The organism is Streptomyces sp. NPDC002467 (assembly GCF_042889825.1).
Taxonomy (GTDB): Bacteria; Actinomycetota; Actinomycetes; order Streptomycetales; family Streptomycetaceae; genus Streptomyces.
Genome location: NZ_JBIARJ010000031.1, coordinates 1 through 15,475 on the forward strand (window position 1 = coordinate 1; position 15,475 = coordinate 15,475).

General features: G+C 67.4%; 13 protein-coding genes and 1 pseudogene. 3 read left to right on the top strand and 11 right to left on the bottom strand.

All coding sequences use genetic code 11. The annotated features are described in order from the left end of the window. Positions 1 to 78: 78 nt before the first annotated feature. From ACFYYJ_RS38650 to ACFYYJ_RS38665, 4 genes and pseudogenes are all read right to left on the bottom strand, one after another. Positions 79 to 1,503 carry an ISL3 family transposase gene (locus ACFYYJ_RS38650; protein WP_389139274.1) on the bottom strand — a complete coding sequence of 475 codons (1,425 nt, stop codon included), beginning with the start codon at positions 1,501 to 1,503 and terminating at the stop codon, positions 79 to 81. A gap of 8 nt (positions 1,504 to 1,511) precedes the next feature. After that, positions 1,512 to 1,778 (bottom strand): annotated as a pseudogene (locus ACFYYJ_RS38655) (IS110 family transposase); the annotation flags it as partial. Between the two features lie 14 nt (positions 1,779 to 1,792). Then, a complete protein-coding gene (locus tag ACFYYJ_RS38660) occupies positions 1,793 to 2,596 on the bottom strand; it encodes a CPBP family intramembrane glutamic endopeptidase (protein WP_389139278.1) in 804 nt (267 codons plus the stop codon). Positions 2,597 to 2,616: 20 nt separating this feature from the next. Continuing rightward, positions 2,617 to 3,879 (bottom strand): DHH family phosphoesterase, encoded by a 1,263-nt coding sequence (locus ACFYYJ_RS38665; RefSeq protein WP_389139280.1) that lies wholly within the window; start codon positions 3,877 to 3,879, stop codon positions 2,617 to 2,619. Between the two features lie 329 nt (positions 3,880 to 4,208). Here ACFYYJ_RS38665 and ACFYYJ_RS38670 point away from each other — a divergent pair, with 329 nt between their 5' ends. Then, a complete protein-coding gene (locus tag ACFYYJ_RS38670) occupies positions 4,209 to 4,544 on the top strand; it encodes an Lsr2 family protein (protein WP_385126842.1) in 336 nt (111 codons plus the stop codon). A 102-nt stretch (positions 4,545 to 4,646) separates the two neighbouring features. On the opposite strand, the gene ACFYYJ_RS38675 is transcribed toward ACFYYJ_RS38670, so the two are convergent. Together ACFYYJ_RS38675 and ACFYYJ_RS38680 are read right to left on the bottom strand one after the other, a co-directional pair. Continuing rightward, on the bottom strand, positions 4,647 to 4,946 hold the full coding sequence (locus ACFYYJ_RS38675; protein ID WP_385359980.1) for a hypothetical protein: 300 nt from the start codon (positions 4,944 to 4,946) through the stop codon (positions 4,647 to 4,649). Between the two features lie 239 nt (positions 4,947 to 5,185). Further along, positions 5,186 to 5,470 carry a hypothetical protein gene (locus ACFYYJ_RS38680; protein WP_389139283.1) on the bottom strand — a complete coding sequence of 95 codons (285 nt, stop codon included), beginning with the start codon at positions 5,468 to 5,470 and terminating at the stop codon, positions 5,186 to 5,188. Positions 5,471 to 7,617: 2,147 nt separating this feature from the next. Between ACFYYJ_RS38680 and ACFYYJ_RS38685 the strand changes: the two genes are divergently transcribed. Both ACFYYJ_RS38685 and ACFYYJ_RS38690 read left to right on the top strand, forming a co-directional pair. Beyond that, a complete protein-coding gene (locus tag ACFYYJ_RS38685) occupies positions 7,618 to 8,082 on the top strand; it encodes a hypothetical protein (RefSeq protein WP_385359973.1) in 465 nt (154 codons plus the stop codon). Between the two features lie 58 nt (positions 8,083 to 8,140). Continuing rightward, on the top strand, positions 8,141 to 9,427 hold the full coding sequence (locus ACFYYJ_RS38690) for a hypothetical protein (protein WP_385126848.1): 1,287 nt from the start codon (positions 8,141 to 8,143) through the stop codon (positions 9,425 to 9,427). Between the two features lie 457 nt (positions 9,428 to 9,884). Here ACFYYJ_RS38690 and ACFYYJ_RS38695 read toward each other — a convergent pair whose 3' ends face one another. The 5 genes from ACFYYJ_RS38695 to ACFYYJ_RS38715 form a co-directional block, all read right to left on the bottom strand. Next, positions 9,885 to 10,217 (bottom strand): hypothetical protein, encoded by a 333-nt coding sequence (locus tag ACFYYJ_RS38695; RefSeq protein WP_389139286.1) that lies wholly within the window; start codon positions 10,215 to 10,217, stop codon positions 9,885 to 9,887. Positions 10,218 to 10,577: 360 nt separating this feature from the next. Further along, positions 10,578 to 11,003 (bottom strand): NUDIX domain-containing protein, encoded by a 426-nt coding sequence (locus ACFYYJ_RS38700; RefSeq protein ID WP_389139288.1) that lies wholly within the window; start codon positions 11,001 to 11,003, stop codon positions 10,578 to 10,580. A gap of 97 nt (positions 11,004 to 11,100) precedes the next feature. Next, positions 11,101 to 11,889 carry an SDR family NAD(P)-dependent oxidoreductase gene (locus tag ACFYYJ_RS38705; protein ID WP_389139290.1) on the bottom strand — a complete coding sequence of 263 codons (789 nt, stop codon included), beginning with the start codon at positions 11,887 to 11,889 and terminating at the stop codon, positions 11,101 to 11,103. Continuing rightward, the gene (locus ACFYYJ_RS38710; RefSeq protein ID WP_389139292.1) at positions 11,886 to 12,935 is read right to left on the bottom strand and encodes a hypothetical protein; all 1,050 of its coding nucleotides are present in this window, start codon (positions 12,933 to 12,935) and stop codon (positions 11,886 to 11,888) included. The genes ACFYYJ_RS38705 and ACFYYJ_RS38710 overlap by 4 nt, the downstream gene beginning before the upstream one ends. Continuing rightward, positions 12,932 to 14,824, bottom strand: coding sequence for a nucleotidyltransferase domain-containing protein (locus tag ACFYYJ_RS38715; RefSeq protein WP_389139294.1), 1,893 nt, complete (start codon positions 14,822 to 14,824; stop codon positions 12,932 to 12,934). The genes ACFYYJ_RS38710 and ACFYYJ_RS38715 overlap by 4 nt, the downstream gene beginning before the upstream one ends. Positions 14,825 to 15,475: the final 651 nt, after the last annotated feature.

Genomic DNA, 15,475 nt, shown 5'->3' on the forward strand with positions numbered 1-15,475 from the left:
CCAAGCAGCAGAGTGGCGGGCAGCAGGTCTCACTGCATCAACAACTGTCCCTATTCATCCGTACGAGACTGGGGACGTTCACGTGTACGCCGACAGCCGGGCGAATCGTTGGAGGCTGGGCAGGTCGGCGTTGGTCGCAGCCTCGATCCATGCCGGAAGTTGGTGGCCTTGCAGCTGAGTCAGCATGTGGGCGAAGGAACGGACGTGCCCGGCGAGTGCGTCCAGTTCGGGGCAGTTTGCCAGTACGACCTTGAGCTGGAACCGGTCGCCCTCGGCCAGGGCCTCGGGGTGGGTAAGGATCCAGCGGGTGACGGCGCGAGCGGATGGCGGCCGGGGCCCGACCGGCTGGGGCTTGCCTCGCAGGTTCCGGCTGACGTAGGCGCGAACGTTGCCGTAGCCGTCCGGGTAGCCCTGTTCTTTGATCTCCTCCCACAGCTTCCAGGCGTTGGTGCAGCCCTCCTGCCATCGCTCATCGAGGTAGGGCTTGAAGGCATCGAGCTTGGTGGGTCGGCTTTGCCACTGTCCGGTGAAGAGCTGCTCGGGCTCCGCGGCATGGGCAAAGCGCAGGACCGTGCTGAAGCCCATGCCGAGCTGGCGGGCGATGGACCGTTTGCTGTGGCCAGCGGCCAGGAGTGTGTGGATGGTTGCATGCTTGGCGCGGGTTCGCTCAGCGAATCGGTGCCCTGTCGGCCACGGCGACGACACGGGCGGAGGTGGCTCCTGCTGGGGCTCCTCCGGACGCGCCGACGTCGATCGCAGGCAGGCCCGATGCCGGAAGACACACTTCTCAGCGGCTTCGCCGAGGTTGTGCCACAGGTGCCATCGGTCGGCGACCTGGAGGGCCTGCGGGGCGCCGCGGGTAGCGCCTTCGGCGTAGAACACGGCGCGGTCACGGCAGATGATCTCGATTCCCGGCCCCTCGGAGAGCCAGGCCGCGAGCGTGTCCGCCTCACGGTTCGGAAGGAGATCCACCGGCCGACGCGTCTCGACGTCGACGAGGACCGTTCCGTAGATCCGGCCCTTGCGCTGAGCGTATTCGTCCACACCCACCACCCGCGGGGTGGCGGTGGGTGGATCCGGCAGCGAGGTGATCAGCCTCAGCAGAGTGTTCCGGCTGACCCGCACCCCGAAGGCGTCCGACATCCGGGCGCCGGCCCGTCCCGCGAGCGCGAGACCGACAGAGACCAGGGTCCACCGCAGCCGCTCCGTCCGTCGGCCGAACCGACGGGTGAGCCCCGGCACCTGTTCGACAAACGTCTTGCGCGAGCAGGACGCCTCGACGCAGAGGAACCGACGCACTCGTAAAGACACCACGACCCGCTTGTCAGCGATTGGCAGGTCACAGGGAAACCGCGGGTAGGAGCCGTGTATTCGCCCTGACCAACACTCGCAGCCCGGACAGGCGGCCCTAATGGCCGTGGCCTGGGCCTGCACGCGCACGACGGTGTCGGCCACCTCGACCAACTCCACCGACACGTTCTCCACCGGCGGCCGCGGCCCCATTGACTGATTTTCTTGTCGCAGTAGGTGCGGGAGGTGGGATTGGCCAGGGCAGCGAACGCAGAGAGGAAGGAAGCCGGTTTGAGCTGCTTGTTTCCGCGTCGGGAGGGCTGTTCGCCACGGATTGACGAGCCTGAGCCGCTGGTCTCCGGGGCCAGGCCGGCGTAGGCGGCAAGGTGGGCGGCAGACGGGAAGCCGGATCCGTCGCCGACGTCGATGAGGATCCGTGCTCCGGTCCTGACGCCGATCCCCGGCGTGGGCGTCAGGACCTTGAAGAGGCCGAATACCTCGCTCACTGCATCGCGGACTCGCCTCCCGAGGCCTGGACTGCGCTTGGCGCAGTCAAGCCGGCGACCCGCCGGTAGAGCCCAAAGGCACAGCCGGCGAAAGCCAGGTACAGGAGCGCCGCGGAGACGGGGTTCGCCAGAGCGACGAACACCTGTGCTGGGACGAGGGCGGCAGCGAGGTTGAAGCCCAGGTGCAGGAGCACGCAGGGCAACAGCACGCGCGTGTGTTCGTAGATCAGGGCCAGAAGCACCGCCAATGGCAGGGTCGAGGCGAACTGCACGGCGTTGCCGTGCAGCAGGCCGAACACCACGGCGGTGACCAGAGTGGAAGCGAGGATGCTCACCCGCTTGCGCAGCAATGGGTAGACCAGCCCTCGGAACAGGGCCTCCTCCCCCGCAGGAGCCGCGACCACGGCGAGCAGCAGGGTCGCCAGCACTCCAGCCGCGTGCCTCGTCTGGTTCGACGCATCGAAGCCTGTGGACCCGGTCGTGGCGTAGATCCACAAGGCCATCGACTGCCCGGCGAGGAATGCCAGAACCGCGCAGCCGACGACGGTCCATCCGAAGCGCGGAATTTCCACGCTCGGCCGCGGGGCCGGCGCATGCGCGAGCCACTGGGGCCGCTGGATCCTCACCGAGCCGACCAGGATGACAACAAGCATGCCCAGGACGGAGGTCGCGACGATCGGCTCTCCGATGAGGCGGACTGCGACGGTGCCCAGACCGAGGTAGACCGCGACGACGGCGAACGGCACGAGAGCGCACCACCCGATGCCGAGCAGACGCGAAGTGGTCGGTGGCGTCGTCATGGTCTCCTCCTCTACGGGGCTCAAGCACCCGTGATGATCTGTTCGTTGATGACGGCCTGGACGCGGGTGTCGCCGCGGAAGGTGTCCAGCTGCGACGTCGCCGTGAAGCGCAGCGTCCCGAGCCGGGTACGGCCGGCGCGCTGCACGAAGCTCTGGATCACGTCGAACTTCTCCTCGGCGACGTTCCACCACAGGCAGGACAGGCCGGACCGGGTGACCAGGCGCAGGTGCTGCGGATCGGATCCGATCCGGTCCACGCACGGGCCCCAGGGCTCGATCACGATCTCGACGACCGGCGTGGTGGAGCCGTGCCCGAAGGGCTTGAGGCCCTCGGTCCGGCGCACCGGCTCGAACAGCGGCCGCAGATCTTCACGGCCGGCGTCGCAGTCGGCGTCCGGGCCGAGCACGAGATCGCCCTTGGGGCCACCTGGTGCCCGATGGCGCTGAGACCGTCGTGCTGCTCCAGGTTGGTGGTGATGTCGAACCACCTCGGCGCGCGGCCGGAACCGCTGACGAAATCGTCGGGGCCGGCAGGCCGGTTGACGACGACGACCGGGTGGCCGTTCGGCACCGTCGGCGGTGAACACCGCGAAGCACGGATCAAGCGCGGCCCCCGTGCGGCGCGGGCTGTTCATCGCCGGGGCGAGGCAGAAGCCGCAGAAGCCCGCGTCGCGGTCGTCGGCGTCTCGGATCTTTCCGACCTGGGCGAAGGTCTTGAGCACGATCGCGAAGCCCTCGAAGGCCCGGAGGAAGACCGGGTGATGCGGCTCGGTGCGCAGCAGCTGCATCAGTATCGACTGCTCGATGTCGATGGCATCGGGGTCGGCGTCGACCCCACCGCAGGGATTGGGGATGGTCTTCGGCGCGGCGACGCGCAGCAGGCGGATCTCCCACGGCTGCTCGGGCCGGTGCACGCGGGTGTAGGCCTCGATCGCCGTGTAGAGGACGTGGGCACCGCAGATCCCGGTGTGGGTGTAGGTCTCGTCGATCCGGCACGGGGCGACAGTGATGTCCGCGGTCGAGCCCGGCGCGAGTTCCTCGTGGTGGTCGGTCACCAACGTCGGCCAGCCCAGGGCACGCGCGGCGGCGATACCGCGGTGGGGGTTCACTCCGCCGTCGCAGGCGAGCAGGAGCCGGGTATCAGGCCACTTCGCATGGATCTCGGCGACGTCCTCGGGCGCGAACTCGTGGCCGCGGCGGTAGTCGGGCAGGTGCGGCGCGACGTCGAAGCCGAGTTCGGACAGACCTGCGTGGCCGAGGACGCCAGAGGAGATGCCGTCCATGTCGACTCGATCTCCTTCGGGCACTGATCCGACCATCCAGTGCGCCGGCACAGCTGCGTGAAGAGGTCGATGTCCTCGTCGATGAGCGAGTGGTCGTCGACGGCATGAAGCGCGGACATGGTGGAGGCCCTCTCGATCGGGGTCGCTGGTCGGTGGAGAACGAGGTATGAGACACCTTTCAACGTTGCTGCGATTCTAGCAGTAACAGTCACTTCTTCTGCCAATTCATCAGCATCTTTGAGTCTCATTCAGGCTCCGAATGGCGCACTTATATCGAATGATCACGACAGGCTTTCCAAACTCCTTGCGCATCGGCTACGCTCGCCGGTATGGCTATTCGAAGCATTGTCGAGTCAGATCTCAGCGGTAAGCCGGATGCGGCTACCGTGACCTTCGGCCTGGGAGACACCTGGTACGAAGTCGATCTCACAGTTGAGGAGAAGAAGGGCCTTGAGGCTGCGCTGAAGTCGTACCTGGAAGTCAGCCGGAAAGCCGGGAAGCCCGCACCCAGGAAGCGAGTCGTACCCGAGACGACTGCCGAGGAGCGAGACAAGATCCGCGAGTGGGCCAAGGAGAAGGGCCACGAGTTCGCGGATCGGGGGCGCATCCCGAAGAAGGTCATGAAGGCCTACGACGAGGCTCACGACATCGATCGGAGCATCTAGCGCTGAGCCCGATGTTCGCCTCCTTGCCGACTTCTCTCGTTCACCCCCGAAGGGCCCTGCAGCACATTGCAGGGCCCTTCGCGCGTCTTCAGACCGGATGGATCACGTCGGTCGCCTTGATCCCCGCAGCTCGCGCCCGAGCCCTGCAGTGGATGGTCCGTCTGAGAAGTGCGCCGCTGTATCCGGCATGAGCCGCTCCTGGCTCCGCTGCGGGCATCCGGGCTTCTGGCAGAAGTCGAGGAAGGCCGTGCACAGCACCTGAGCCCCGGCCTCGCGGAAGACCTGGGCGGCGTCGGCCATCTCCTGGTTCCGCCCGAAGCCGGCCGCCCTCCCGTGGGCCGACCAATCGGCGGGAAAGAAGACGATCTCGAAGCCTGCGTCCCGCCACATCGGTTCAGCCATGGCGTCAGCCCCCTTGGGACAGTGCCCCGAAAGAAGCACCGGCCGGGTGACGTTCTTTGGCCCCCCCAGCCGCGCCAGGCGTCGTTCAACGTCTCACGCACGCTCTTCGCGTCGTTCCAGCTGCGGAAACCGGTGACGAGGACGACGTGCGAGAACGATTTCGGAATCATTTCAGCAATCATTCGAGTCTCCTCTCCTTATGACTCGGCGCTCTCCACGGCTGGAGTCGAGAGCTGTGGTCACGACGTCCGGGCAGGCGCGGCGGCCTGCGTGCCGCTGCCCCATTCCGGCCGGCCGGTACTGGACCCGATCACGGCCAGGCCCTTCTCCCGATGGAGCTCGACGCGGATCCGATCGTCACCACACACCTGCATGAGTCGGACGATGTACATCCCGTCACCGCTGCGGGGGATGTTCACGGTGACGACCGTGCTGTCCTCGTCGTCGGTGAAGTCGGTGTTACCGACGTCCCCGACTTCGCCGGAGCGCGTCCTCGGCGACCGGCTTCGCTGTTCGACTGCCACAACTTCGGCACGCAGCGGGCTCCTCCATCGCAAGACGAGTTGAGGCTGCGGCTGTGTCGTGGTTGTGCCTCTTCGTGGACTCGCGTGGGGTGGCGACCATCGAGTGCGGACCCCGGTGGGGCCCGTGCGATCTCGATGTTCAGCCCAGCTCCCGCGCCGGCCCTGCCGGCTGACGCCCCGGAAGATCCCGCTGGATTGATCCACCCCCGGACGGATCGCACTGCGAGCCACCGCGCGGAGCGTCTCTTCTCGCCCGAGCCGGGCGCTGCGCGCCTGCCTATCCGCTGCCGCACCCTTCGCCCCTGTTCACGTCTGTGGCCAACTGCGGCGGGGCAGTGTCGGGGGTCGTCTCTCAAGCGCAGGGCCGGGCATGGCCAGAGGGAGCGCCGGCGACCGACGGACCGGCGAGCCAAGCGACCGGTGGAACCCGTCGGCCATGCCTGACACGTCATCGGAGCGCGATGAAAAGGCCGAGCGGAGCGAGGGTCGGCAGGACCCGTGTTATCAGATTCCCTTATGCCCTTTTCACTTCCTTGTCGACGTCCCCGCTGTTCCACGGCTGGAGCATTGGCGGAAGCCTGGAACATCAGGGGAAACGGTCCGTACCCCCTCGACTCGTACCCCTCCCCCCTTTCGCGCAGCGGGGGTACGGGTCCGGCTTTTTCGCCTGGTCATCACACCTTCTGGCCGTACTGCTGTTTCGCCGTTCGGGATACGGCCGTACCCCCGTGCCGATCCGTCCTCGTAAGGCACGAACGAGGCGGGGTACGGGTCTGCTCCGGACGGGGCGCAGCTCCGGTTCATCACCTTGCCGCCGCAGGCGGCACAGCCCTCGCCCGGCAGCGGATCCGTCCTCTCGCGACGCCGTCGCTCCGGCCGCGGATGACGCTCTGCTTCACCGGTCACTGCCGACGGCGTAGCCGGCCTCGCAGCATCGTGTTGCGCTGGTTGCGCCAACCTGGATTTGCCGTGCCCCGGTCGTTGCTCCGGTGCTGCTGCGCAGCGTGCCGGCACGTCATGCACCGCGTCCGAGGCGGGCGTTCGGCACTACCTCGTCGACACACGATCCGGCCTCCGGCCGTGTTTCGTTTCGCGCTTGCGCGGCGAGCCCGGAACGGCCTCTCGTGGATGCATCAGAAGAAGAGAGTCCCGGCTGCTGCGACCATCCGCCCATCGGGCACAGCGAGCAGCTCGAGGGGTACCGGAGCGTTGTCGTCTTCCTCCAGGGGGTGCCTCCGCGGCAATGCCTCCGAGCCTCTTCCACCCCACGGCCCATGCTGCGCAAGCACGTCGTTCCTCGCACGCTCGCCGGGTGTGGGGGCCTACTCCCCCTTCGACCTTTCTCTCTCCGCGCAACCTTGTCGGCTCGATGACGCCCCTGCGCCGACCGCCGCACCAGCGCCGTGTCGGTGTCTCGCTGACAGCTGTACCGGCCAGGCTCCGCCGGCGGTCCGTGACCGTCTCGACGTACCCGCCGGATGGCTTTGGCAAGGGGTGCGGTCAGGCCTCGCGGCCCCGTGAATCAGCCCTTCTCTCGCGTCTCTGCGGTGACCCATCGGAACGCGCAGGGGCCGCAACTGGGACACGCACAAGACACCGACTGCTGCTGCTGGGTCTTACAGAGTCCCGCACGTGTCCGCGCAGCATCTCGCGCGCGCTCCAAAAGTGCCGCCCCGGTGTCGCACATGGTGCACTCGGAGGACACATCTGCGTCGGGGAGCCGGGCGGTGTCTCTCAGGAGGCACAGTCGGGACACGAGTGGGAGCTCAGTTGTGCCCCCGTGCGGCTTCCCCGAGACCACGCCCTGACGCCAGGTGTCTCACAAGTGTCCCGTGGGAGCCCTTGTTGCGTTGCATGCGGGACGCATGGGCGCATGGCGCCGTCGGCTTGCGCCCAGCCGTCTCCGGCAGGGGCGCTGCGGCGTCTCACAGATGCCCCCGCCAGAGACGATTGGGGACATCAATGGCGTCTGACTCGCGTATCGAATGAGACTTGCATGGGACTCGATAGGGACACTAGAGTCGACTCATGGCGATTCATATTCGAAGGGAAGCATGAAGGGCGGCGAGTCCACGTGACAGAGCGAGAGACATCCGGCGAACGACCGGATGGAGTGCAGGAGCGAGTGGCAGGGCGAGGTGAGTTCAATGGCGAATCAGCCGAGTGAACCTCGCAAGGTCCGCTGGACCGTGCCCGCTGCCGACACCTCGGTGATCGAGTGGCTCGATCAGCAGGAGAACATCTCGCAGTCACTGCGACTGCTCATTCGGGAGTCCATTCAGCGCGACGGATACGTCGACGTCTACTACAAGCCCGTCGAGCAGCTGCCGCGTCGCGGCCGGCCGCCGCTGGAGAGCACCGATCAGCGCGAGGACGACGAGGCGGTCACCGAGCGCCGTCCGGCCGCCATTCCTCGCCGGCCACAGCCCGTGGCCGCCGACGAGACGGACGCCGTCGGCGAGAAGGCAGCGCCAGCGCCGGTAGCCCAACCCGAGCCGGTTCCGAGACCTGTCGAGACCGTCGAGGATCCTGCGGTAAGTGCCCCCGGCCCAACCCCGGAGCCGCCGAAGCTGGCCTCCATTGACGAAATCATGGCGAGTACTCGGCGCTGAGTGACGCGGTGATTTTCATCTTCCAGGCAGACAACACAGACACCGAGGGACCGCATTCATGAGCGCCAACAGCAACGACATCATCACCCTCACCGGCGGCATCGACGTCGGCAACGGCTACGTCAAGGGCGTCATCCAGAATACGAAGCTGGAGATCTTCGACGAGATCGATCTGCCCAGCGCAGTCGTCTCGACTTCCCGCACCTCGCCGAAGGTGCCGCTCCCCGACGCGGATGCGGCCTCCGTGATGGCCGGCGACTTCTACAACCAGCTCGACTGCTCGCTCACCACGACCCTGGTAGCGGCGTCGGACCGCCGAATCTTCGGCCGGGCAGCGCTGAGCGTGCGCGGCTCGAAGTTCACCGAGTTCGAGGTACTGGGCAAGCACTCCAAGGCTGATCAGGAGCTGAGCAAGGTCCTGGTCCTGGGTGCCTTCGCCGCGAAGGCCCTGCGCGACTACGTCCGCGTGAACGGCGCGCTGCCCGATCACGAGCTGCGCGTGCACGTGCGCGCCGGCCTGGCGCTGCCGATCTCCGAGTTCGTCGCGCGCCGCCACTCCTACGCCGCCGAGTTCATCGGCCTGCTGGGCGGCTCCGACCCCACGGTGCACCTGGTGACGATCAAGAACTTCAGCACCCCGGTCTCGGTGCGCCTGCAGTTCGTCGACATTCAGGTGATGGCCGAGGGTGCCTCCGCTCAGTTCGCCATCACCGACAAGGGCGAGCCGCTGGCCCAGGCTCTTCTCGATGATCTGCGCACGCGCGACGCCTCCGTCGTGGAAGGGGTCACGGCCTCCGATCTGGTGGCGGTGCAGAACACCATCGGCGTCGACGTCGGTGAGGGCACCGTGAACTTCCCGGTCTTCACCGATGGGCGGTTCAACCCCGAGGCGGCAGCCACGCTCGACGAGGGCTACGGCACCGCGCTGATGAACGCCATGGAGCGCATGAGTGAGTCGGACGCCACGCTGCAGTTCTCCTCACGCAAGCAGCTGGCGGACTTCCTCCACGCGAAGCCGTCCGTGCTGGTGAAGAATCGTCACCAGCGCGCCGCCGGCTTCGTCGAGGACGAGGCCGGCTACCTGGTCGACGAGATCGCCTCTTCCTTCGGCGACGTCCTCTCCCAGGCCGGTGCGACGACCGAGGTCGTCTACGTCTACGGCGGCGGCTCGGGCCCCATCAAGCACCTGCTGCACCCTGTGCTCCTGAAGGCCGCCGGCGATGTGCCCGTGCTCTACCTCGACTCGAGCTACTCGCGGCACCTGAACCGCGAGGGCCTGTACATCGCGGCACGGCACGTCGAGCGGCAGGCCCTCGCCGCGAAGGCCCGCGGGCAAGCACAGTAGGGAGGTGGCCTGATGTGTGAAGAAGCATTGGACGCGACCTCGAAGGCCGAGGTCGAAGAGATCAGCGGCATCGAGCTGCCGGACTAGATCAGCGGGCACCTCCGGAAGGAGGTCGAGGTCACGGGTGACGACCAAACGGTGAACCGCGCAGCCGGCTGCATCGGCCAAGGTGCGCCGCGCCTGGTGGACGGGCTCCTTGAGGATCCGGCAGTGAGACCCCCGCCGCTGCTCTGCAGCGGAGCGCCTGGCTCACGGCTTTACTCCTGGCGCGGACGTGATCTTCCGAAGGCCAGACCGGATCAGCTCCGCTGATCATGCAGTAACGGAGAGCCTCCAGTCGGCTACGGCTGATACTGCCGTGGTCTCCGTACGCCGACCGGAGTGCGGTCGGTGCCCACGCCCCGCCTCGAACTGGGAGGGACCGGCCAAAGGCCCCGCGTCCGGAGGCGCCCTGGCGTTAGAACGGAGGGCAGTAGCGGCGACCAGTGCACACGTGCGCGGTGGTCGCGGCTCCCGCCGCACACGGCGCGTTGTCGCGCCGGCTGTGACCGGTGGTCCCGTCCGTGGACCGGTCAAGGTGGGTGATCAGGCCGTGGTCTTCGTGCGAGCCGTACAGCGGTTCCGGGGCGTGCGGAGTCTCGCCGGACACGCATGACGACGGGGCCTGGACCAGCCGACTCCTCTCCTGCTCTTCGGTCTCGATGAAGCCGATGCGAACGAGGTCGTCCGCGGTGACACCCCCGCCGTGGCTGAGCGACCACGCGGCGAGGCGGGGCAAGACGGCTGACAAGATCTCCTGCCGCGATGAAGAGGATGACCTCGCCGGGTACGGCAGCGGCAGTAGCCGCTCATGGAGTCGGCCAGGCCGAATCCTGGCGGAACAAGGATGTTCTTCAACGTCAGATCCGGATCAGCTCTGCTGATCCCTTGTACTCACTGCCTTCGCGGGGCGAGTAAGGCGAGCCACGAAAAAACAAAGCACCCCGGCGCCGCGGTTGCCCGAAGGCAGCGCGGCGCCGGGGTGCTGGGGTAGTTGGAACTGCGAGATCTCCAGGGACACGCCACAGGGATCACATGCAGCGCTCAGGAGTCGAACCTGCGCCGAGGATCACCCGGCGCACTGCGGATCAGAACCGCTCCGTGCAGAGCTTCACGCCCGTTCGGACATGACCTTCTGGATCAGGGGCAGCACCGTGGGTGGCTGGAGGTTGAGGGTGGCCAGGGCCTCGGGAGTGGTGAGGGGCGTCTCGACGAGTTCGTAGGTGCCGCGATCGGCACGCGTGAACTCGCTGCCGGTACGGTCGTCGAAGGCCCAGGTCCGGACCTCGGCGAGATAGATGTGCTGGATCTCTTCGCGTTCGGTGTCGGTGAGAGTGCCCAGCAGCCGGACGATGTGGGCCTTCCCGGCAATCTCCTCGTGGATCTCACGGTGGAGAGCCGCTTCCGGTGTGGGGTCGCCGTCCTCGATGCCACCGCCGACGAGGACGTGGTAGACGTCGCGGCCGGGGATGGTGCGGCGGATGATGAGCATGGTGCGGGCCGGGGTGATCAGGACGGCACGGACGCGTTCTTTCACTGTGTCTCCTCAGGCGTTGCTGTCGAGGAGATCAGTTCATCATCCAGCCGCCATCACCGTGGCGACTCCGACCGGTGATGAACCCGGCCGATGGAGATCAGCTCATCATCCAGCCGCCATCAACGTGGAGGTTCTGACCGGTGATGAACTCGGTCGAAGGACTTGCCAGGAAGGCGACAGCGGCGGCCACGTCCTCCGGCAGCCCGCGGCGGGGAACGCACTGGCGGGCGATCTGGTGCTCGGGGGACACCCGGGCGGTGGGCGGGAGGAGATCCTCGGCAGGAACCTGGATCGCTCCGGGCAGGACCCCGTTGACGGTGATCCCGCCCGCGCCGACCTCGCGGGCCAGGGACCGGGTCAGTCCGATCAGCGCGGCCTTGGCAGCGACGTAGGGGGTGAGGTCGCGACGGCCCACGAGCGCGTTGATCGAGCCGATGTTCACGATCCTGCCCCACTGACGTTCCGTCATGCTCGCGGTGACAGCCGCGCACAGGCGGCGCGGAGCGTGGAAGTTGATCGCGAAGGACTTTTCCCAGTCGGCCTCGCTCAGCTTGTCCCAGCGGATACGGGGGTACATGCCGGCGTTGTTGACCAGGACGTCGACGCCTCCGAAGGCGTCGGTGACGGTGTCGACCAGGGCGGCCGGGAACTTCGGATCGGTGAGATCACCGGAGACGGCGATGCCTCGGGTGGGCAGCTTGCCCAGGAGGTCGGCGGCTGCAGCGTCCTCGCCGAAATGGGCGATGGCGACGTGGGCGCCGGCGTTGGCGAGGGCATGACAGATCGCGGTGCCGATGCCACCGGTGGCTCCGGTGACCAGAGCAGTGCGGCCGAGCAGGGGTCGGGCGCTCAGCGACTGATCGGTGATGGGGAGGGCGGGGTTCACGAAAGCTCCGTTTCAAGTGTGTGCTGAGTGAAGAACTCGGTGGCGTTGCTGCTCGTCTGATGGAGTTCGGCAGCTTTGATCAGCGTCAGGAGGGTGTCGGTCGTCGTGAAGGGCCCGGGACGGACGACACCGAGGACGCGGAGGGTGAGGAAGGGGCGCAAGTCGTGCCAGGGGATGTCGGGCAGGGCTCGCAGGGCGGTGGTGAGGGCGGCTCGGCGGCCGGGGCCGCTGTTCCAGCGGTAGTGGATGTCGAGGTGTCGGAGTCGGGGGTGGTGGTCCAGGTGGGTGACCTGGGGGGTCGTGAGGGGCGGGAGGGCGCGGCGCATGGTGCGGTGGTAGGTGTCGGGTTGATAGGTGGGGACGAGCCAGCCGCCCAGGCCCATCAGGTACCAGAGGAGGTTGGCGGCTTCGCCCGGAAGGGTGTTGAGGCCGGCGAGTGCGAAGTCGAGCCAGCACAGGGGGTCGGCGATGTTGGGCTCGGTGGGGTCTCCCTGAGTGAGTCCGCTCACCCAGCTGCTGTCCGGTGTCAGGATCTGGCGGGTGGTACGGACGATGTCGGGGAGGTTGATGGTGAGCGGCCGGCCGTTGACGGTGATCGTGTGGTCGGCGAGGTCGGCCACAGTGAGAGCCGGAACGTTCCCTCCGGCCGGAACGACGGAGTGGCCGGGCTTCAGGTACCAGGCGTCCAGGCGTCCACCGGGTCGGATGCGGTCGGCGTAAAGGGTGGGAACGCAGCTACTCAGGGGGTATCGGCGTTCGTGCGTGAAGGCGGTGGTCAGGTCGCGACACACCGCTTCAACGAGCTCGACGAGACGGGGTATGTGGCTCGGGTCGCGGTCGGCGAGGGCGATGAGGTCGCCGAGGAGGAGTTCGCACCGTCCCTGAGCGAACACGTCGTCGAAGACCACGTGGCTGCCGTCCGGCCCGTCGTGAAGACCATGGAGCCGGGGAACGGAGAGACGGTGTTCCATCAGGCGGTGGCCAAGAACCTCCCCCATCGCGGCCGTGCGATGGGGGAAGTCCTTCGTGAAGACTGCGTCGATCACTGCTGCACTCCGTTCATGGTGTCGTCCCACAGGCCGAAGACGATCCAGGCGACCTCGAGGGCGGCGGCGCGGTCGGTACGGGCGGTGCGGGCCAGAGAGATGTCGTGGCCGTGGGCGCCGAGGAGCATGGTCAGGGCGTCCTCGTCGGCGGAGACCCGTACGTGGCGGAACTCCAACTGCACCTTCGCGGACAGCCCCGTCACCTTGTACAGGGCGTGCAGATTGCCGGCGCCGGCGAGGATCTGGCGGCGGAACTCGAAGGTTGCCAGGACCCCGCTCATGACGGTGTCGGCCACGGTGGCGTCCGGGTCCGGAGCGGGGAGCCGCAGGCCGTTTCGGACCCACAGCGGGGTGATGTCACCTGCACCGATCTGGGCCAGCACGTGCTGGAGCCGAGTGGACACGGTGCCGGTGCGGCATTCGGCGAGCGTGACGACGCTGACACCGAGCTTGACGCCCTCCAGGCCGGCGCGGAGTTCGTCCAGCACGTCGGCGAGGGCGTCCAAACGGGCGTTGTCGGAGACGACGAGCACATCGAGGTCGCTCCACCCGCTCTCGTACCTGCCCTTGGCAGCGGACCCGGTGACGGCCAGCAGGTCCACCACCGGGTCAGCGCCGCCGGTGGTGCGGTCCAGCAGCTTGTGCAGGTAGGACTCCAGGCTGTTCGGGAGGCCCAGCCTGCTCACGGGCTGCGTCTCCGGCTGCCGTGCGGGCCAGTGGCGATCGAGGACCAGCGCGTCCAAGCAGCGCTCCAGGTGCAGCCGTGTACCGGAGTTGTCGATCACCAGGTCCGCGATGTCCGCGATCTTGTCCGCGCCTCGACTCTCCTTGACGAGGTCGCGCACGCCCACGTCGTCGGCTCCGGTTTCGCTGCGTGCGCGACGGGCCGCCATGGGCGTGTCGAGGTACGTGACGGTGATCTGCCGTCCGAGCAGTCGCCGCAGTTCGGCGGTGGACTCCAAGGAGTGCAGCGACTCGATCGTCACGTCGGTCAGGTAGTAATGGGCCGCCAGATAGCGATCCAGGGCGTCGACGATCAACTCGGCCTGGACGACCTCCGTGACCGCGTACGGGTCGGGTATGCCGGCGTGCGCGGCGGCGGTGGCGAGCAGCCACCCGACCTTGAGGCGGGCGTGGCCGTGTTCCACGCGCAGGTACTCGGCGGTGTAGCTCTTGCCGCTCTCGGACAGCCCGCCGAGCCCGGTGATCTGCACCCCGTCCAGGGCACCGGCAGGGACGGCCGGGTGCCGCGGGTGCAGCAGACGCCGGATGTCCCGCTGCACCTCGACGATGGAGCGGTCACCGACCAGCACCGTGTGCGAGAAGCGGCCCTCTTCGGTGGCCATGACGTGGAGTCGTTCGTGCAGGGCCCGCTGGTAGCGGTCGTAGGGCGGGGTGACGCTCGCCTGGTGGGCGAGGCTGTGGGCCACGTTCTTGTCGATCTCATTGGAGAACGCCAGGTAGAGGGAAACCTCGGCGCCCTCGGCGACGCGAAGGTCCGTGGCCCAAGGTTCGAGCAGGGCCCGTGCCCGGTCGGCCGCCGCCGGGGCGGCCAGGTTCTCGCGGACGGCGACGGTGGCGGCGACCGACGCCTCCAGCATGGGGATGCCCCGGTCGAACAGTCGCAGGCTCCCGTCGACGGGGGCGGCGGTTCGCGCGAGGTAAGAAGACGCGAGGACGTCCACGAACTCTTCGATGCGGCTCGTCCCGAACCACCACCCGGCCATGTCGCCCCGGATGTCGGCCCATCGAGGGTCGTGGTCGTGCAGGGCTCCGGCGAGCGCCGCAGCCGGACCGATCCGGCGGGCCAGCACGCCGATCTGCGTGGTCTTACCCGTGTTATCGGCCCCGTTGAACGCGACCGACAACATCGTGGACTCGTGATCCATAAGGTTTCTCCTTCTACGGCGGGCAGCACAAAGTGGCGCCCACTACATGGGTGTTCAGGGAAAGGGGTTCAAGTGCGGGATCCGGCCTGATCAAGGCCAACCCCGATAGGCAGCACAGCGCCCGGATCGATGACGTCGTCCGCGCGCAGTTGGGTGATGTGGGCCTGGGCGGCACCCAGTTGCCTGTCATGCCATCACCCGGATCGGCTTCGCCGATCAGACGGTTTTCTCCTTCAACGCTCCACCCGAATCAGCTCCGCTGATCGAATGCACCGTCAATCCGAACCCCGGATCGGCTCCGCCGATCAAGCTCGCATCCTCCGCCAACCAACCGACCAACCCTGGCCAGACCGCGACGCGATACCCCCCAGCTCGGCAATCACTTGCCCTGCTTCAGGACGTGCACCCAAAGGGTTCTGACGGCGAATCACATCGGCATGGCGCGCCGTCATGAGCTGACGGACGCGAAACAGCACAGGACCCGGATCGATGACATCGTCCGCGCGCAGTTGGGTGATTGCGGCCAAGACATTCAGCTGCCTGTCATGCCATCACCCGGATCGGCTTCGCCGATCAGACGGTTTTCTCCTTCAACGCTCCACCCGAATCAGCTCCGCTGATCGAATGCACCGTCAATCCGAGCCCCGGATC

Excerpts from the sequence above, each read along its gene's own strand:
- ACFYYJ_RS38665 (WP_389139280.1), bottom strand. The coding sequence starts at position 3,879 with ATGGACGGCATCTCCTCTGGCGTCCTCGGCCACGCAGGTCTGTCCGAA.
- ACFYYJ_RS38715 (WP_389139294.1), bottom strand. The coding sequence starts at position 14,824 with ATGGATCACGAGTCCACGATGTTGTCGGTCGCGTTCAACGGGGCCGAT.
- ACFYYJ_RS38685 (WP_385359973.1), top strand. The coding sequence starts at position 7,618 with ATGGCGAATCAGCCGAGTGAACCTCGCAAGGTCCGCTGGACCGTGCCC.
- ACFYYJ_RS38660 (WP_389139278.1), bottom strand. The coding sequence starts at position 2,596 with ATGACGACGCCACCGACCACTTCGCGTCTGCTCGGCATCGGGTGGTGC.
- ACFYYJ_RS38670 (WP_385126842.1), top strand. The coding sequence starts at position 4,209 with ATGGCTATTCGAAGCATTGTCGAGTCAGATCTCAGCGGTAAGCCGGAT.
- ACFYYJ_RS38650 (WP_389139274.1), bottom strand. The coding sequence starts at position 1,503 with ATGGGGCCGCGGCCGCCGGTGGAGAACGTGTCGGTGGAGTTGGTCGAG.
- ACFYYJ_RS38675 (WP_385359980.1), bottom strand. The coding sequence starts at position 4,946 with ATGGCTGAACCGATGTGGCGGGACGCAGGCTTCGAGATCGTCTTCTTT.
- ACFYYJ_RS38690 (WP_385126848.1), top strand. The coding sequence starts at position 8,141 with ATGAGCGCCAACAGCAACGACATCATCACCCTCACCGGCGGCATCGAC.